This window comes from Halopseudomonas formosensis (genome assembly GCF_900115905.1).
Classification (GTDB): Bacteria; Pseudomonadota; Gammaproteobacteria; order Pseudomonadales; family Pseudomonadaceae; genus Halopseudomonas; species Halopseudomonas formosensis.
In genome coordinates, this window is the sequence record NZ_FOYD01000006.1 from 47,246 (window position 1) to 64,220 (window position 16,975).

Sequence of the window (16,975 nt, forward strand, 5' to 3'; positions counted from 1 at the left end):
GTCACCTTACTTCAATCCAAATGAGTTCTGACTTATGACCCTGATAGCAGAATATGGCACCATCCTGCTGGTGCTGGCCTGCCTGTTCGGTTTCTTCATGGCCTGGGGCGTCGGCGCCAACGACGTGGCCAATGCCATGGGCACCTCGGTCGGCTCCCGGGCCCTGACCATCAAGCAGGCGATTCTTATCGCCATGGTCTTCGAGTTCCTCGGCGCCTACCTGGCCGGGGGTTCCGTGACCCAGACCATCCGCAGCGGCATCGTCGACTCCTCGATGATCGGCCCGGAGCAGATGATCTTCGGCATGCTGGCCGCGCTGCTGGCAGCGGGTACCTGGTTGCTGATCGCGTCCATCAAGGGCTGGCCGGTCTCCACCACGCACTCGATCATCGGCGCCGTGATCGGCTTTGCCGCGGTCGGCGTATCAGTGGAGTCGGTGCACTGGGGCGGCGTCGTGCCGATCGTGTCCAGCTGGATCATCTCGCCCCTGCTGGCGGGGAGCATCTCCTTCATGATCTTCGTCACGGTGCACAAGCTTATCCTGGATACGGATAACCCCTTCGCCAATGCCAAGCGCTACATTCCCATCTACATGTTCGCGGTGGGTTTCATCATTGCCCTGATGACCCTGACCAAGGGCCTCAAGCACGTTGGTCTGGACCTGAACAATGTGGAAAGTTTCGGCCTGTCACTGCTGTCCGGTACGGTGGTGACCGTCCTCGGCGTCGCGCTGATGAGCCGCATCAAGGAGGAACAGGATGACAGCCGGCACCTGCAGGGAGTGGAGCGGGTCTTTGCCATCCTGATGATCTTCACCGCCTGCTCCATGGCCTTTGCCCACGGCTCCAATGACGTGGCCAACGCCGTCGGGCCGCTGGCAGCCATCGTCGGTGTGCTGCAGTCGGGCACCATCCAGCCGCAATCCACCGTGCCGGGCTGGGTACTGCTGCTGGGCGCCCTGGGCATCGTGGTGGGTCTGATCACCTACGGCTACCGGGTCATCGCCACCATCGGCAAGCACATCACCGAACTGACCCCCAGCCGCGGTTTTGCCGCAGAGCTCGCTGCCGCCTCCACCGTGGTCGGCGCCTCCGGTCTGGGTCTGCCGATTTCCACCACCCACACGCTGGTCGGTGCCATTCTCGGGGTCGGCATGGCCCGGGGTATTGCCGCACTCAACCTGCGGGTCATCGGTACCATCTTCACCTCCTGGGTAGTGACCCTGCCCGCTGGCGCCATTCTGTCGATCATCTACTTCCTGATCTTCTCGGCCATTTTCGGCTGACGCCGGCGCCCGACTGACGTAAGCTGCTGTTTCAGCTACGACCCTGTGGTCAGCACCACGACCGCAGGGTGTTCAGTCAGGAGTTGCCATGTCCCTCCCCTCCCTCAAGGCGCAGTTCGCCGCCCTGCTGCAGACCCCCTCGATCAGCTGTACCCAGCCCGAGCTTGACCAGTCCAACCTGCCGGTCATTCACCTGCTGGCGGACTGGCTCGACCAGCTCGGCTTCGACTGCCGCATCCAGCCCGTGCCGGGCGCGCCGGGCAAGGCCAATCTGATCGCCACCCTGGGCAGCGGTCCCGGCGGACTGGTGCTGGCAGGCCATACCGATACAGTGCCCTGCAATCCCGAGCGCTGGCAGCACGACCCCTTCAGCCTGACCGAGGCCGACGGCCGCTGGTACGGCCTGGGCAGCTGCGACATGAAGGGCTTCTTCCCGCTGATCATCGAGGCCCTGCGGCCATTGCTCGACCAGCCGCTGAAGCAGCCGCTGATCATCCTCGCCACCGCCGACGAGGAAAGCGCCATGGGCGGCGCCCAGGCACTGGTGGCGGACGATCTGCTCGGTGCCCGCCATGCGGTGATCGGTGAACCCACCGGGCTGCAGCCGATCCGCATCCACAAGGGCATCCTGATGGAGCGGGTGGATATCATCGGTCAGGCCGGACATTCCTCCGACCCGAGCCTGGGACGCAACGCCATCGAGGCGATGCACCAGGTCATCAGCGAGCTGCTGGAGCTGCGTCGCAGCTGGCAGGCGCAATGGCACAATCCCTTGTTCAGCGTACCTACCCCGACCCTGAACCTGGGCTGCATCCACGGCGGCGACAACCCCAACCGCATCTGCGGTCGCTGCGCCCTGGAGTTCGATCTGCGTCCCCTGCCCGGGATGGATCCGGATGCCCTGCGCGCGGCCATCGCCCAGCGCCTGGCAGTGGTGGCCGAACGGCACCGAGTGGAGATCGATTACCAGCCCCTGTTCCCCGGTGTCGCACCGCTGGATACCCCGGCCAGTGCCGAGATCGTCCGGGCCTGTGAACAGCTCACCGGCTACAGTGCCGGCAGCGTCGCCTTCGCCACCGAAGGCCCCTACCTCAACCAGCTCGGCCTGCAGACAGTGATCCTCGGTCCCGGCGACATCGCCCAGGCGCACCAGCCGGATGAGTACCTGGCGATGGAGCGGATCGAGCCCACGGTCAGGGTGCTGCGGGAACTGATCGGGCGGTTTTGCTTGTAGCATCCCCTCTCCCCGGCCCACTACTCGCCCCCTCGGGCCAGCTGGCCGTTCTGCGCAGCGCCTGTCGCGCCAAGGGAGGGATGTCTTCAGCAGAGCGCCTGCGGTTCCTGCTGGCAAAGGCTGCTCCCTCTCCCCCGGCGGGAGAGGGCCGGGGAGAGGGGGAAGCGACTAGCGAAACAACGGCTCGTCAAAACTGCGCAACTTGCGCGAGTGCAGGCTCCCCACCTGACTGCGCAGCAACTCCAGCGCCGCAATGCCTATGTGCAGATGCTGGGCCACCGCCCGCTCGTAGAAGGCCCCGGCCGCCCCAGGCAGCTTCAGCTCGCTGTGCAGCGGCTTGTCCGACACGCACAGCAGGGTGCCGTAGGGAACCCGCAGCCGGTAGCCCTGGGCGGCGATGGTGCCGCTTTCCATATCCACCGCCACCGCCCGGGACAGGTTGATCAGCGGCCGCTCCTGGGCCCAGCGCAGTTCCCAGTTGCGGTCATCGTAGGTCAGTACCGTGCCGGTACGCAGGCGCCCCTTGAGGGCGTCGCCGCGGTCGCCGGTCACCTCGGCGGCGGCCTCCTGCAGGGCCTGCTGCACCTCGGCCAGCGCCGGCAGCGGAATATGCGGTGGCAACACCCGGTCGAGAATGCCGTCGCGGCGCATGTAGGCGTGGGCCAGCACGTAGTCGCCGATGGTCTGCGACTGACGCAGTCCGCCGCAGTGGCCGATCATCAGCCAGCAATGGGGGCGCAGCACCGCCAGGTGGTCGGTGATGTTCTTGGCATTGGACGGGCCGACGCCGATGTTGACCAGGGTGATGCCGTCGCCGTCGGCGGCCTCCAGGTGGTAGGCCGGCATCTGGTACTTGTGCCAGACCACACTGTCGAGCACCGCCTGCATCTCGCCCTCGGGCATGCCCCGCTCGACCACCACGTTACCGGGCAGCACCAGGCGGCAGAAGCGCGACTGGCCCAGCAGCATGTCCAGCCCGTGGCGGATGAACTGGTCCACATACCTGTGGTAGTTGGTCAGCAGTATCCACGGCTGGACATGGCGCCAGTCGGTACCGGTGTAATGCACCAGCCGGCGCAGGGAGAAGTCCACCCGCGCCGCATCGAACAGCGCCAGTGGCAGCGGGTCGCTGCTGGCCCAGTCCAGCAGGCCGTCGGCGACGCCATCGCTGGTCGCCGACAGGTCGGTACTGGGAAACACCCGGGCCAGCTCGGCGGCAGTCACGCCGGAACCGGCCAGTTCATCGCCCTGCTCCACGACATAGGGATAGGGAATCGCCTGTTGACTGACACCGACCTCCAGCCGCACCTTGAAGTCCCGGGTCAGCGGGCCCAGCTGTTCCAGCAGATAGCCGCGAAAGGCCTGCGGGTGGGTGATGGTGGCGGCATAGGTGCCGGGCACCTGTAATCTCGCCCAGGCGCGCACGCTGCTGGGCGCCGGGTCGTCGCCGTCCCAGACAAGGCGCAGTTCGGGATAGCGGAACAGCGCCAGCTGCGAAGCGCTGGGCCGGGTGCGATCGCGCAGGTAACCCCTGAGCGCCTCGGACAGCGCCTGAACCGCCTGATCATAGAGGGCGGCCAGCTGGTCCACGGCCTCTTCGGGGGTGTGCACCACTCTGAATTGTTCGGATCCGGTACTCACGTCATTGCCCCTTGCACAGTATCGATACCCTTCTATCTTGCCTGTGTTTCAGTCTCGTGGCACGCCCGCAGGCCCCGACCTTGATGCCCGCCCCTGATTGTCTCTACACTGGCATTTTTCCACGGAACAGCAGCATGTCCGATTACGTCAAGTGGTTCCGCCACTCCACGCCCTACATCAACACCCACCGCGACCGTACCTTCGTGGTGTTGCTGCCGGGCGAGGCCATCGCGCACCCGAACTTCAACAACATCATCAATGACATCATGCTGCTCAGCACCCTGGGCGTGCGGCTGGTGCTGGTGCACGGTTCGCGTCCGCAGATCGAGGAACGTCTGGCGGCCCGCGGCATGACCTCGCGCTTCCACAATGACCTGCGCATTACCGACAGCGATACCCTGGGCTGCGTGATGGATGCGGTGGGCAGCCTGCGCATCGCCATCGAGGCGCGCCTGTGCACACTGGCCGGTCAGGGCAGCCGGCTGCGCGTGGTCTCCGGCAACTTTGTCACTGCCAAGCCGATCGGCGTGATCGACGGGGTGGACCTGCACCATACCGGCGAGGTCCGGCGCATCGACCGCAAGGGCATCAGTCGCCACCTGGATGATGCCTCCATAGTACTGCTGTCCTCCATGGGCTATTCGCCCACCGGCGAGGTATTCAATCTGGCCTGCGAGGATGTGGCCATCAGCACGGCGGCGGCACTGGAAGCGGACAAGCTGATCCTGTTCGGGCCGGACACCGGCATCTTCGATACCGACGGCCAGCTGCTGCGCGAACTCAAGCCCAGCCGCGCGCTGCCGCTGATCGAGGCGCTGGGCAACAGCCTGCCCGGCTCGCTGCTCAGCGCCGCCTGCAAGGCCTGCAACGCCGGGCTGCGGCGCAGCCACATCATCAGCTACGCCGACGACGGCGCCATGCTCACCGAGCTGTTCACCCGTGACGGGGGCGGCACCCTGGTGACCCAGGAGCCCTTCGAGAAGATCCGCCGGGCCCATATCGACGATGTGGCCGGCCTGCTGGATCTGCTGCGTCCGCTGGAACAGGCGGGCATCCTGGTGCGCCGCTCCCGGGAGGTCCTGGAAACCGAGATCGACCAGTTCACCCTGATCGAACGTGACGGCATGATCATCGGCTGCGCCGCCCTCTACCCGCTGGACGAGCAGAGCGCCGAGCTGGCCTGCGTCGCCATCCACCCGGACTATCGCCACGGCGGGCGCGGCGACCAGCTGCTGGAACATATCGAGGCCGAAGCCAGACGCCGCTCGCTGACCCGGCTGTTCGTGCTTACCACACGTACCGCGCACTGGTTCCGCGAACGCGGCTTCGAGCCCAGCTCGGTGGAGCGCCTGCCCCAGCAACGTGCCCAGCTGTACAACTACCAGCGCAACTCCAAGGTGTTCGAGAAGAACCTGTAACCCGCCGGGTGAGCTGCAGTACTGCCCTTCGGCGAGCAGGCGCTCGCCGAACCGGCTGCCACGCCGCTCATCGAACCGGTGCTCGACACTCCCAGCACAAGGCTGCGGCCTTGGCGGCAAATTGGTATGCTAGGCCCATCCCTGCTTCACGCATAACGAGACAGTACCCATGCCTGATTACCGTTCCAAGACGTCCACCCATGGCCGCAACATGGCTGGTGCCCGTGCGCTGTGGCGCGCCACCGGCATGAAAGATGAAGACTTCAAGAAGCCGATCATCGCCATTGCCAACTCCTTCACCCAGTTCGTGCCGGGTCATGTGCACCTGAAGGACCTGGGTCAGCTGGTGGCGCGCGAGATCGAGAAGGCCGGCGGCGTGGCCAAGGAATTCAACACCATCGCCGTGGACGACGGTATCGCCATGGGCCATGACGGCATGCTCTACTCCCTGCCCTCGCGGGAGATCATCGCCGACTCGGTGGAGTACATGGTCAACGCCCACTGCGCCGACGCCATCGTCTGCATCTCCAACTGCGACAAGATCACCCCCGGCATGCTGATGGCCGCCCTGCGCCTGAACATCCCCGTGGTCTTCGTCTCCGGCGGCCCCATGGAAGCCGGCAAGACCAAGCTGGCCAACCACGGTCTGGATCTGGTCGATGCCATGGTCGCGGCGGCCGATGACTCCTGCTCCGACGAAACCGTGGCCGAGTATGAACGCAGCGCCTGCCCCACCTGCGGCAGCTGCTCGGGCATGTTCACCGCCAACTCGATGAACTGCCTGACCGAGGCCCTGGGCCTGTCCCTGCCGGGCAACGGCTCGACCCTGGCGACCCATGCCGATCGTGAACAGCTGTTCCTGCGGGCCGGCCGCCTGATCGTCGATCTGTGCCGCCAGTACTATGCAGAGGGCAATGAGAATGTGCTGCCGCGCAACATCGCCAGCCTCAAGGCCTTCGAGAATGCCATGACCCTGGATATCGCCATGGGCGGCTCGACCAATACCATCCTGCATCTGCTGGCCGCAGCCCAGGAAGGCGAAGTCGACTTCGACCTGCGGGATATCGACCAGCTGTCGCGCAGGGTGCCGCAGCTGTGCAAGGTGGCGCCGAACATCCAGAAGTACCACATGGAAGACGTGCACCGCGCCGGAGGCATCTTCTCCATCCTCGGCGAGCTGGCCCGAGGCGGCCTGCTGCATACCGACGTCCCCACGGTGCACAGCCCGACCATGGCCGAGGCCATCGCCCGGTGGGATATCACCCAGACCGACGATGCGGCGGTGCATGAGTTCTTCAAGGCCGGTCCGGCCGGCATCCCGACCCAGACCGCTTTCAGCCAGAATACCCGCTGGCCGAGCCTGGATCTGGACCGCGCCGAGGGCTGCATCCGCTCGGTGGAGCATGCCTATTCCAGCGAAGGTGGTCTGGCCGTACTGTACGGCAATATCGCGCTGGACGGCTGCGTGGTGAAAACTGCCGGCGTGGATGAGTCCATCCTGGTATTCGAGGGCAGTGCCCGGGTCTACGAAAGTCAGGACGCCGCAGTGAAGGGTATCCTCTGCGACGAGGTCAAGCCGGGCGATGTGGTGATCATCCGCTACGAAGGTCCGAAGGGCGGGCCGGGCATGCAGGAAATGCTTTACCCGACCAGCTACCTGAAGTCCAAGGGCCTGGGCAAGGAATGCGCCCTGCTCACCGACGGCCGCTTCTCCGGCGGCACTTCGGGCCTGTCCATCGGCCACGCCTCACCGGAAGCGGCGTCCGGCGGCGCCATCGGCCTGATCCGCGACGGCGATCGGATCCTCATCGACATCCCGCAGCGCAGCATCAACCTGCTGGTTTCCGACGAGGAGCTGGCCCAGCGCCGCGCCGAGCAGGACGCCAAGGGTTGGAAACCCGCCCAGCCGCGCGCCCGCAAGGTCTCCACTGCGCTCAAGGCCTACGCCCTGCTGGCCACCAGTGCCGACAAGGGCGCGGTGCGCAACAAGGCTCTTCTGGAGGGCTGACAGTCGGGGGGCGGAGCAGCGTCTGCTACTCCGTCCACAGCTCCCCCAGATCCTGGGCTGCATTCCCCAGATCCGCCGCCGGTGTACCCGGCGGCTCCTGCTCCAGCGGTTCCAGCTTCACTACCTGTACGGACGACCCTGTCCCCTCCTCCCTCACTGCCGACTGCGTTGCACTGTCATCCTCGCCGGGAGCGAGCAGCAGCAGCGCGATCAAAAAGGACTTGCCCATGGGCGTCTCCGGAAATGGCGATACCTCTGGAGCATAGACGATCCATTGCCCCCCACCCTGCCGGACGACCGATAGGGCGAACTTAGCGTCCATCCCATGGTTCGAAATCCTGTATCCATTTTTCAGATCGAGGAGAACAGGCATGACTCAAGCACAGCGTGGCAAGCGCGTGGCCATCCTGGCAACCGAAGGTTTTGAGCAGGTAGAGCTGACCGGGCCCAGGGAGGCGCTGGAGAAGGCCGGCGCCCATTGGGTAGATCAGGAGGTGGTGGTCGACGGCCAGCTGATCAGCAGCCGCAAACCGGACGACATTCCTGCCTTCAGTCAGGCACTGGTCGAGCAGCTGGCGAGGGCAGGCTGAGCATCAGCCAGCCGGTCTGACCCAGGTTTCGAAGCTGTAGGCCGGGGTGTTCCCGGTAGCCGGATGGGCCTCATGCTCAATCCGCTCCCAGCCCTCGAAGGCCGGGAACCAGGCATCCCCGGCCACGTCCAGTTCGATACGGGTCAGGTAGATGCGGTCGGCCTGCGGCAGGGCTGCCGCATACAGCTGACCGCCGCCGATCAGCATGATCTCGTCAACGCCCTGCTGCCGTGCCCACTCCTCGGCTCGGCAAATGGCCGACGGCAGATCGCCGAATACCTCGGCCCCCTCCAGCACCAGATCGGGTTGCCTGGTCACCACCAGATTCAGACGCCCCGGCAACGGCCGGCCCAGCGACTCCCAGGTCTTGCGCCCCATGATGATGGGCTTGCCCAGGGTCTTCGCCTTGAAGTGCCTGAGATCCTCCGGCAGATGCCAGGGCATCTGATTATCCCGCCCGATCACCCGGTCATGGGCACAGGCGGCGATCAGGCACAGCGGCAGCGAACGGGTCATACCGCCACCGGCGCCTTGATGTGCGGGTGGGACTGGTAGTTTTCCAGGGTGAAATCCTCGAAGGTAAAGGCGAACAGATCCCTGATTTCGGGATTGAGACGCATGGTCGGCAGCGGCAACGGCTCGCGGCTGAGCTGCAGATCGGTCTGCTCGATGTGATTGGCGTACAGATGGCAATCGCCGCCGGTCCAGATGAACTCACCCGGCTGGAGATCGCAGACCTGGGCCACCATCAGCGTCAACAGGGCATAGCTGGCGATATTGAAGGGCACACCGAGGAAGATGTCCGCCGAGCGCTGGTACAGCTGGCAGCTCAGCTTGCCATCGGCAACATAGAACTGGAACAGCGCATGGCAGGGTGGCAGCGCCATCTGGTCCACCAGCGCCGGATTCCAGGCCGAGACGATCAGCCGACGGGAATCGGGGTTGGTTTTGATCATCTCCACCAGTTTGCTGATCTGGTCGATGGACTCGCCATTGGGCGCCGGCCAGCTGCGCCACTGGTAGCCGTAGACCGGGCCCAGATCGCCGTTTTCATCGGCCCACTCGTCCCAGATGGAGACGCCGTTTTCCTTGAGGTAGCGGATGTTGGTATCGCCCTGCAGGAACCACAGCAGCTCGTGGATGATGGACTTGAGATGGCACTTCTTGGTGGTCACCAGGGGGAAACCATCAGCCAGATCGAAACGCATCTGATGGCCGAACACGCTCCAGGTCCCGGTACCGGTGCGATCGCTCTTGAAGGTGCCGGTCTCGCGCACCCGGCGCATCAGCTCAAGATACTGTTTCATGCCTTACATCCCCCTTGCGATACCCCCACCAGATGAAGGCGGCACCGAGCAAAATCATAGGTATACAGAGCAGCTGACCCATGGTCAGCCAGCCAAAGGCCAGATAGCCGATATGGGCGTCCGGCTCGCGGAAGAATTCGACGAAGAAGCGGAAGGCTCCGTAGCACACCGCAAACAGCCCGCAGACACTCATGGTTGGTCGCGGCTTGCGGGAGAACAGCCAGAGTATGACAAACAGCGCGACACCTTCCAACGCGAACTGATAGAGCTGAGACGGATGGCGGGCAAGCTGCTGCGGGTCGGTGGGAAACACCATGGCCCAGGGCACGTCGGTCGCCCTGCCCCAGAGCTCGGCATTGATGAAGTTGCCGATGCGCCCGGCACCCAGGCCGATGGGAACCAGCGGCGCGATGAAATCCATCAGCCGGAAGAAGCCCACCTGCTGCCGGCGGGAGAACCACCACACCGCCAGTAGTACGCCGATCAGACCGCCATGGAAGGACATGCCCCCCTTCCATATCTGGAATACAAGGCTGGGGTCGGCAATGTAGGAACCCAGATCGTAGAACAGCACATAACCCAGGCGCCCTCCGGCGATTACCCCCAGTGCTACCCAGAACACCAGATCGGACAGGGTTTCACGGCTCCAGCCGGGCTCGAAGCGGTGCAGCCGCCGCGCGGCCAGCCACCAGGCGCCGCCAATGCCGACCAGATACATCAGGCCGTACCAGTGAATCTGCACCGGCCCCAGGGACAGGGCAACGGGATCAATCTGCGGGTAAGTCAGCATGACAGGGTCCTAGAGTAGAAAGTTGATGCCCACCAGCACCAGCAGCAGGGCGAACAGCCGCTTGAGCAGGCGCTGCGACAGCCGGTGGGCCAGACGCGCCCCGAAGCCGGCGAAGAACACACTGGTGGCGGCAATACCGACCATCGCCGGCAGGTAAACATAGCCCAGGCTCCAATCCGGCAGCGGTGTGGCGCCCCAGCCGGTGGCAATGAAGCTCAGCGCGCCGGCCACGGCGATCGGCATGCCACAGGCGGCGGAGGTGGCCACCGCCTGCTGCATGGGTACGCTGCGCCAGACCAGGAAGGGCACGGTCAGGGAGCCGCCACCGATACCGAAGATACTCGACGCCCAGCCGATTACCACCCCGGCCACGCCGAGTGTCGGCCTGCCGGGCTCGGCCAGCGCCGCTCTGGGTCTGAGATCGAAGGCCATCTGTATGGCCACGCAGATGGCGAACACCCCTATCACCTTCTGCAGCACCGGTCCGCTCAGCGCCGCCGCGGTCAGTGCACCCAGCACGCAGCCACCAATGATGCCCAGGGTCAGCCAGACAAACAGCGGCCAGCGCACCGCACCGAGCTTGTGGTGGGCCCGCACCGAACTGATCGAGGTAAAGGCGATGGTCGCCAGCGAGGTACCCACCGCCATATGGGTCAGCACATCGGGGGCAAAGCCCTGCAAGGCGAAACTGTAGACCAGCACCGGGACTATGATCATGCCGCCGCCGACCCCGAACAGACCCGCCAGCACCCCCGCACAACCTCCCAGAACCAGATACAAGATGAATTCCATTAACGTCCCCTGTGCGGAAAAACGAGGCGAGGCATACCCGGGTCCGCTGCAGCCTATCCCCAAGAATGTCAAAGTGCGCTAGTTTAACGCGATAACCCTGGAGCCGAAACCGCCGACCCGGACCGGCTCCGCGTTGCATGGCCGGTAGTGCTGAGGCGCTGTCATCATGGGCTCACTGTCACAGGGAAGTGCCAATGTCTGAAACACGTATCTGGATGACCGCCGTATTCAACGACCCGCATCAGGCTGAGCGCTACGCTGACTGCCTTGGCGCACTGCAGCAGGCGGATCAATCACGCCATGCCCAGCTCAACCGGGAGCTGGGCCTCAAGCCGTTGCTCGCCGGGGAGCTGGAGGATGTTCCGGTCGACTCCCTCACCCTGTTTGGCGCCGGCGTCGAGGTCTGGCTGACCACGCCGCCGGGCGCCAGCCCCCAGACTGCCCACTTCCGGGATCTGCACAGACTGGGCTGCCAGCTGGCCATCTGCGAAACCTTTGATGATCAGGACGCCGCCTGCCACCTGCGCGACGGTTTTCTGCAGACCCTGCTGAGCAGGATCACAGAAGCCAGACCGGGGCTGGCAGCGCAGGTGGAGGGCCAGTCGCTGTTCAATCGGATATGGCAGCCACCGGTCGATGCCAGCAGGGCTGCTGCGGTCTCATGGCTCCTTTTGGAAAGCGGCGGACTGCATGATCTGGATCTGTCGGCACTGAACTTCGGTCCCTTCGTCCTGCACGATGCAAAGACCGCCCTGACCTTCATCCAGGCCATCGTCGCTGCGGGCGGGCGTGTGGCCGATGCCAGGGTGCTGCTGAACGCGCCCCAGGCCCGCCAGCTGGCCGAGCAGCTCCCGACGCTGGATCGCTATCTGGCCAGCCTCATGGAGCTGGGGCTGGATGTCCGCCATCTGATCAGGCTGGTCGAGGATGAGCCGGCTCGGGAGGCGCTGTTGCTGCGTTCCGCCCAGCTCGGCCACAGCATCGAGGCCATCGGCAGGTTCATCAAGCAATTCTTTATTACCGATAACCCCCGCCTGCTGGAACTACTGCTGGGTAGCCGCCTGCAGCGCCCCGAGGTGCAGCAGGAGATATGGCTGCATCTGCTTTATGCTCCGCCCTACGGCGCCTGGCAGCGCTTCGACCCGGGACAGAAGTTCCTTGCCCCACTGGTGGGCGCCGGACTCGATATCAACTTCCCCGTGCAGGTATTCGATTCGCGCATGGCCAGTACGCCTCTGCAGCTGGCACGGCAGTTCGATCAGACCCGCACCATCAGCTATCTCGAGAAACTGGGCGCTGCGGAGACCCTGCCGGGGACACCTGCCTGATCGCGCTGGTGGGCTGACGACCGGGCGCATGGAAACCGGTACACTGGTGCCAACCTGATGGAGAGTGCCATGTGTCTGATCGCCTTTGCCTGGCAGCTGTCCGGGCGCCCGCTGTTGCTGCTCGGCAACCGCGACGAGTTCCATGCCCGCCCTACCCGCCCCGCCACCTTCTGGAACGAGGAGGGCCACCCGGAGCTGCTCGCCGGCAAGGATCTGGAAGCCGGCGGCACCTGGTTGGGGGTCACCCGCAGCGGGCGCTTCGCTGCGCTGACCAATATCCGCTCGCCCGGTGCACGCCGGGGGCCCCGCTCCCGGGGCAGTCTGGTACTGGGCTACCTCACCGGACGCAGCGCGCCGGAGGATTACCTGAACGCCCTGGTCGATGACCTGGCGGGCTATGCGGGCTTCAATCTGCTGGTCGGCAACATGCAGCAGCTGTGGTACCTCAACAGCGATGAGGCTCGACCCCAGGCACTGACGCCCGGGCTCTACGGTCTGTCCAATGCCGCGCTGAACAGTCCCTGGCCCAAGCTGCAGGCGCTGCGCCAGGGGCTCGACCAGCATCTGGACAGCGAGAGTGACAGCGACGCCCTGCTGGGCCTGCTCAGGGACAGCCGGGAATACCCCGACGAACAGTTGCCGGACAGTGGTGTGGGTCTGGAGTGGGAACGGCGGTTGTCCGCCACCTTCATCCGCGGGGAAGACTACGGCACCCGTGCCAGCAGCCTGCTGGCCATCGATGCCGACGGCAGCATTACCTTCGTCGAGCGGAACTTCGGCCCCAACGGGCAGGAGCTGGGCGAATCGGGCTGGATTCTCTAGGCCTCGGGTTGGCGAGCACCCACTCGCCGGCCCTTCCCGGGAGGGACGAGCACCGGCTCGTCCGGCGCAGGTGCAGGATAACGCGAGGGGTGACCGAATCCGAACGAGCCCCGAAAGGCTCCAGGTCCGCGGAACTCAGCGCAGGGGTTGCAGAACCTTGCCCAGCCCCATATTGCGCAGCGACAGGTGCAGCATGCTCTGCACCAGATAGGCGTTGTCTTCCCGCAGGGCGTCACGCAGGAGCGCGCGGGCGTCATCGAGACTGATCTGGCGCAGCAGCCACTTGACCCGGGGCAGACTCGACGCGCTCATCGACAGGACGTCACAGCCCAGCGCCAGCAGCAGCACCGCTGCTGCGGGGTCACCGGCCATCTCACCGCACACACTCATGGGCTTGCCCGCCTCGCGGCAGGCCCTGGCAATCAGCTGCAGTGCCTTAAGCACCGCCGGGTGGAAGGAGTGATAGAGATCCGCGACCCGCGGGTTGTTGCGATCCACCGCCAGCAGATACTGGGTCAGGTCGTTGGTGCCGACCGACAGGAAGTCCACCATGCGGACCAGCTCGGCCGCCTGATACACCGCCGCCGGCACCTCGATCATCACGCCGATCGGCGGCATGGGCACATTGCAGCCTTCATCCTGCACTTCACCATGGGCACGGTGGATCAGGTGCAGGGCCTCCTCCACCTCCGGCACGCTGCTGACCATGGGCAGCATGATGCGCAGGTTCTCCAGACCTTCGCTGGCCTTGAGCATGGCGCGGATCTGGACCAGGAAGATCTCCGGGTGATCCAGGGTGACGCGGATGCCACGCCAGCCGAGGAAGGGGTTGTCCTCCTTGATCGGGAAGTAGCTCAGCTCCTTGTCACCACCGATATCCAGCGTGCGCATGGTTACCGGCTGCGGATGGAAGGCCTGCAGCTGTTCCCGGTAGATGGTCTGCTGCTCCTTCTCGCTGGGAAAGCGGTCCTGGATCATGAAGGGCACTTCGGTGCGGTACAGGCCTACCCCTTCGGCGCCACGATCCAGCGAGCGGGCGATGTCCGCATAGAGCCCGGTATTCACCCACAGGGGAATGCGATGGCCGTCCAGCGTCACGCAGGGCTGATCGCGCAGCTTGGCCAGACCATGGGACAGCTCCAGCTCCTCGCGGATCAGCTCGCGGTAATGCCGGCGCAGCTCCTGGGACGGGTTGCAGTACACTTCGCCGGCGTTGCCGTCGACGATCAGGTCCATCCCATCCATGCGCAGGTAGGGCAGATCCAGCGCCCCCATCACCGTGGGAATACCCATGGCACGGGCCAGGATGGCCACGTGGGAGCTGCCCGAACCGCGCACCGAGACCAGACCGACCAGGCGCCCCTCCGGTACCTCGCCCAGCATCGACGGGGTCAGTTCCTCGGCCACCAGGATGGTCTTCTTCGGAAACACCAGCTGCTGGCGATCCGCTTCCTGCAGGCGGGCCAGCAGGCGCCGCCCGAGATCCTTGATGTCCGCTGCACGCTCCTGCAGGTAGGGATCGTCCATCACCTCGAAGCGACCGACATGGGCGCTGATCACGTCGCGCAGGGCGCCCTGGGCCCACTGGCCCTGGCGGATGCCCTGGATGATCTCGTTCCCCAGGGACGCATCCTCGAGCATCATCAGGTAGACGTCGAACAGGGCCAGTTCTTCCGGCCGCAACTGGGCCGAGAGCTTCTTCGCCAGCTGGCGGATATCCGCCCGCACCGCTTCGACCGCGCGGCGATACAAAGCGATCTCGGCATCCACATCCTTGATCTCCTTGTCCGGAACGGACTTGAGATCCGCCGGCGGCAACATCACCACCGCGCGGCCGATGGCCACGCCCGGTGCGCCGGGAACAGCGTCGAACCGGGTATCCTGGATGACCTCGCCACTCCAGCTCAGGCCACGGATGGCACCGGTGGCCTCGGCGTGGGCAATCACCCCGGAGAGCTGGGCACTCATGGTGACCAGGAAGGATTCCTCCACCTCATCAAACAGCCGGCGCTCCTTCTGCTGGATGACCAGCACGCCCATCACCCGCCGGTGGTGGATGATGGGAACCCCGAGGAAGGAGGTATAGCGCTCCTCGCCGGTCTCGGCAAAGTAGCGGAAACGGGGATGCGAGGCGGCGTCTTCGAGGTTCACCGGCTCCTCGCGGACACCGACATAACCGACCAGACCCTCGTTGCTGGCCAGGCTCACCACCCCGATGGCGCTCTTGTTCAGGCCCTCGGTGGCCATCAGCTCATAGCGATCGGTATCGGGATTGAGCAGATAGACCGAGCAGACGTGGGTCTCCATCGCCTCGCGCACCCGCTTGACGATGATATCCAGCGCGGTGGCCAGGTCCTTGGCGGAGTTGACCTCCTGAACGATACGCCGCAGCGTACTGAGCATGTTCAGCATCAGCTGAACTCATCGAGGGGCAGCCGGGGGGCAAGTTCCTTCATGGCCCGACGGTAGACGTCGCGCTTGAAGGACACGACCTGCCCCAGCGGATACCAGTAGCTGACCCAGCGCCAGCCATCGAACTCGGGCTTGGCGGTCCGGGTCATGCACACGCGTTCATCGGCACAGGTCAGACGCAGCAGGAACCACTTCTGCTTCTGGCCCACGCAAACCGGTTGGGAATGGCTGCGGATCAACCGCTGCGGCAGACGATACCGCAGCCAGCCCCGGGTACAGCCGAGTATCTCCACATCGCCGGGCAGCAGCCCGACCTCCTCGTGGAGCTCGCGATACAGCGCCTGCTCGGGGTCCTCATCGCGGCGTATGCCGCCCTGGGGAAACTGCCAGGCGTCCTGACCGATACGCCGGGCCCAGAGCACCTGCCCGGACCCGTTGGTCAGGATGATGCCTACATTGGGACGAAAGCCGTCGGAGTCGATCACTGCCATATCCTTGTGTGAGTTCCACTGCATTGTTCCACAAAGACGCGCGTACCAGCAATTGCCCGTGGGCGCCAGTCGCGCATTTATTCCGCAGCTGGATTATCCTTGCGCCTCAGCCCGATTCAGTAGACAGGAGCGCACCGTGGCACTGGCCATCTTCGACCTTGATAACACCCTGCTGGGGACCGACAGTGACAACGCCTGGGGCGAATTCGCCGTGGCGCGGGGCATAGTCGATGCGGAAACCTACGGCACGCTGAACACCCGGTTCTTCAACGACTATCTGGACGGCAAGCTGGACGTCAACGCCTATCTGGAGTTCTGCCTGGAGCCCCTGTCGCGCTACAGCCGCGAGGAACTGGAGCGCTGGCATGCGTTGTTCATGGAGGAGAAGATCGAGCCCTTCATCCTGCCCAGGGCCATCGAGCTGGTGCGGCGCCATGAACAGGCCGGCGACACCACCCTGATCATCACCGCCACCAACCGCTTCGTCGCCGGTCCCATCGGCCGCCGCTATGGGATCGATATCATGCTGGCCTCCGAATGCGAGGAGATCGACGGGCGCTACACCGGCAAACCCTGCGATATCCCCTGCTTCCGCGAGGGCAAGATCACCCGCCTGCAGCGCTGGCTGGAGGAAACCGGCCATGATCTCAAGGGCGCTTATTTCTACAGTGACTCACGCAACGACCTGCCGCTGCTGTCCCTGGTGGACAACCCGGTGGCGGTGGATCCGGACGATGTCCTGCTGGCCCATGCCCGTGAGCATGGCTGGCCGGTGATCAGCCTGCGCGATTGAGCGGGTTGCCGGGTCCGATCCCGGCAACCGAGGTCGGGTTGACGAGCACCTGCTCGCCGGCAAC

The 16,975-nt window shown here is 64.9% G+C and carries 16 protein-coding genes; 8 read left to right on the forward strand and 8 right to left on the reverse strand.

What is annotated here, in order from left to right; all coding sequences use genetic code 11:
- Nucleotides 1–34 precede the first annotated feature (34 nt).
- Together BM046_RS10020 and argE are read left to right on the forward strand one after the other, a co-directional pair.
- Nucleotides 35–1,285 carry an inorganic phosphate transporter gene (locus BM046_RS10020; RefSeq protein WP_090539064.1) on the forward strand — a complete coding sequence of 417 codons (1,251 nt, stop codon included), beginning with the start codon at nucleotides 35–37 and terminating at the stop codon, nucleotides 1,283–1,285.
- Between the two features lie 88 nt (nucleotides 1,286–1,373).
- A complete protein-coding gene (argE, locus tag BM046_RS10025) occupies nucleotides 1,374–2,519 on the forward strand; it encodes an acetylornithine deacetylase (RefSeq protein ID WP_090539066.1) in 1,146 nt (381 codons plus the stop codon).
- A 168-nt stretch (nucleotides 2,520–2,687) separates the two neighbouring features.
- Here argE and amn read toward each other — a convergent pair whose 3' ends face one another.
- Nucleotides 2,688–4,160 (reverse strand): AMP nucleosidase, encoded by a 1,473-nt coding sequence (gene amn, locus BM046_RS10030; protein ID WP_090539068.1) that lies wholly within the window; start codon nucleotides 4,158–4,160, stop codon nucleotides 2,688–2,690.
- A gap of 134 nt (nucleotides 4,161–4,294) precedes the next feature.
- Between amn and argA the strand changes: the two genes are divergently transcribed.
- Nucleotides 4,295–5,578: an amino-acid N-acetyltransferase gene (gene argA, locus BM046_RS10035; RefSeq protein ID WP_090539070.1), complete on the forward strand. Its 1,284-nt coding sequence runs from the start codon at nucleotides 4,295–4,297 to the stop codon at nucleotides 5,576–5,578.
- Between the two features lie 169 nt (nucleotides 5,579–5,747).
- Complete coding sequence (gene ilvD, locus BM046_RS10040) at nucleotides 5,748–7,586, forward strand: dihydroxy-acid dehydratase (RefSeq protein WP_090539072.1); 1,839 nt, start codon at nucleotides 5,748–5,750, stop codon at nucleotides 7,584–7,586.
- 25 nt (nucleotides 7,587–7,611) lie between these two features.
- On the opposite strand, the gene BM046_RS16135 is transcribed toward ilvD, so the two are convergent.
- Nucleotides 7,612–7,815, reverse strand: coding sequence for a hypothetical protein (locus tag BM046_RS16135; protein ID WP_143084176.1), 204 nt, complete (start codon nucleotides 7,813–7,815; stop codon nucleotides 7,612–7,614).
- Between the two features lie 142 nt (nucleotides 7,816–7,957).
- On the opposite strand from BM046_RS16135, the gene BM046_RS10050 reads away from it, so the two are divergent.
- Entirely contained in the window at nucleotides 7,958–8,176 is a 219-nt protein-coding gene (locus BM046_RS10050; RefSeq protein ID WP_090539076.1) for a DJ-1/PfpI family protein, read from the forward strand.
- Between the two features lie 3 nt (nucleotides 8,177–8,179).
- Here BM046_RS10050 and BM046_RS10055 read toward each other — a convergent pair whose 3' ends face one another.
- From BM046_RS10055 to BM046_RS10070, 4 genes are read right to left on the reverse strand one after another with little or no spacing between them, the layout of a single operon-like run.
- Nucleotides 8,180–8,692 carry a dihydrofolate reductase gene (locus BM046_RS10055; RefSeq protein ID WP_090539078.1) on the reverse strand — a complete coding sequence of 171 codons (513 nt, stop codon included), beginning with the start codon at nucleotides 8,690–8,692 and terminating at the stop codon, nucleotides 8,180–8,182.
- Nucleotides 8,689–9,483 carry a thymidylate synthase gene (locus tag BM046_RS10060; protein WP_090539080.1) on the reverse strand — a complete coding sequence of 265 codons (795 nt, stop codon included), beginning with the start codon at nucleotides 9,481–9,483 and terminating at the stop codon, nucleotides 8,689–8,691. Before BM046_RS10060 ends, BM046_RS10055 begins: the two co-directional genes overlap by 4 nt.
- Nucleotides 9,467–10,273, reverse strand: a complete 807-nt coding sequence (gene lgt, locus BM046_RS10065) for a prolipoprotein diacylglyceryl transferase (RefSeq protein WP_090539082.1) — start codon at nucleotides 10,271–10,273, stop codon at nucleotides 9,467–9,469. The genes BM046_RS10060 and lgt overlap by 17 nt, the downstream gene beginning before the upstream one ends.
- Before the next feature lie 9 nt (nucleotides 10,274–10,282).
- Nucleotides 10,283–11,065: a sulfite exporter TauE/SafE family protein gene (locus BM046_RS10070; protein WP_090539084.1), complete on the reverse strand. Its 783-nt coding sequence runs from the start codon at nucleotides 11,063–11,065 to the stop codon at nucleotides 10,283–10,285.
- Nucleotides 11,066–11,259: 194 nt separating this feature from the next.
- Here BM046_RS10070 and BM046_RS10075 point away from each other — a divergent pair, with 194 nt between their 5' ends.
- Entirely contained in the window at nucleotides 11,260–12,393 is a 1,134-nt protein-coding gene (locus BM046_RS10075; RefSeq protein ID WP_090539085.1) for a hypothetical protein, read from the forward strand.
- Nucleotides 12,394–12,462: 69 nt separating this feature from the next.
- Nucleotides 12,463–13,215: an NRDE family protein gene (locus BM046_RS10080; RefSeq protein WP_090539087.1), complete on the forward strand. Its 753-nt coding sequence runs from the start codon at nucleotides 12,463–12,465 to the stop codon at nucleotides 13,213–13,215.
- 135 nt (nucleotides 13,216–13,350) lie between these two features.
- On the opposite strand, the gene ptsP is transcribed toward BM046_RS10080, so the two are convergent.
- Nucleotides 13,351–15,618: a phosphoenolpyruvate--protein phosphotransferase gene (ptsP, locus tag BM046_RS10085; protein ID WP_090539286.1), complete on the reverse strand. Its 2,268-nt coding sequence runs from the start codon at nucleotides 15,616–15,618 to the stop codon at nucleotides 13,351–13,353.
- An 8-nt stretch (nucleotides 15,619–15,626) separates the two neighbouring features.
- Nucleotides 15,627–16,112, reverse strand: coding sequence for an RNA pyrophosphohydrolase (locus BM046_RS10090; RefSeq protein WP_090539289.1), 486 nt, complete (start codon nucleotides 16,110–16,112; stop codon nucleotides 15,627–15,629).
- A 142-nt stretch (nucleotides 16,113–16,254) separates the two neighbouring features.
- Between BM046_RS10090 and BM046_RS10095 the strand changes: the two genes are divergently transcribed.
- Entirely contained in the window at nucleotides 16,255–16,911 is a 657-nt protein-coding gene (locus tag BM046_RS10095) for a histidinol-phosphatase (RefSeq protein WP_090539089.1), read from the forward strand.
- Nucleotides 16,912–16,975: the final 64 nt, after the last annotated feature.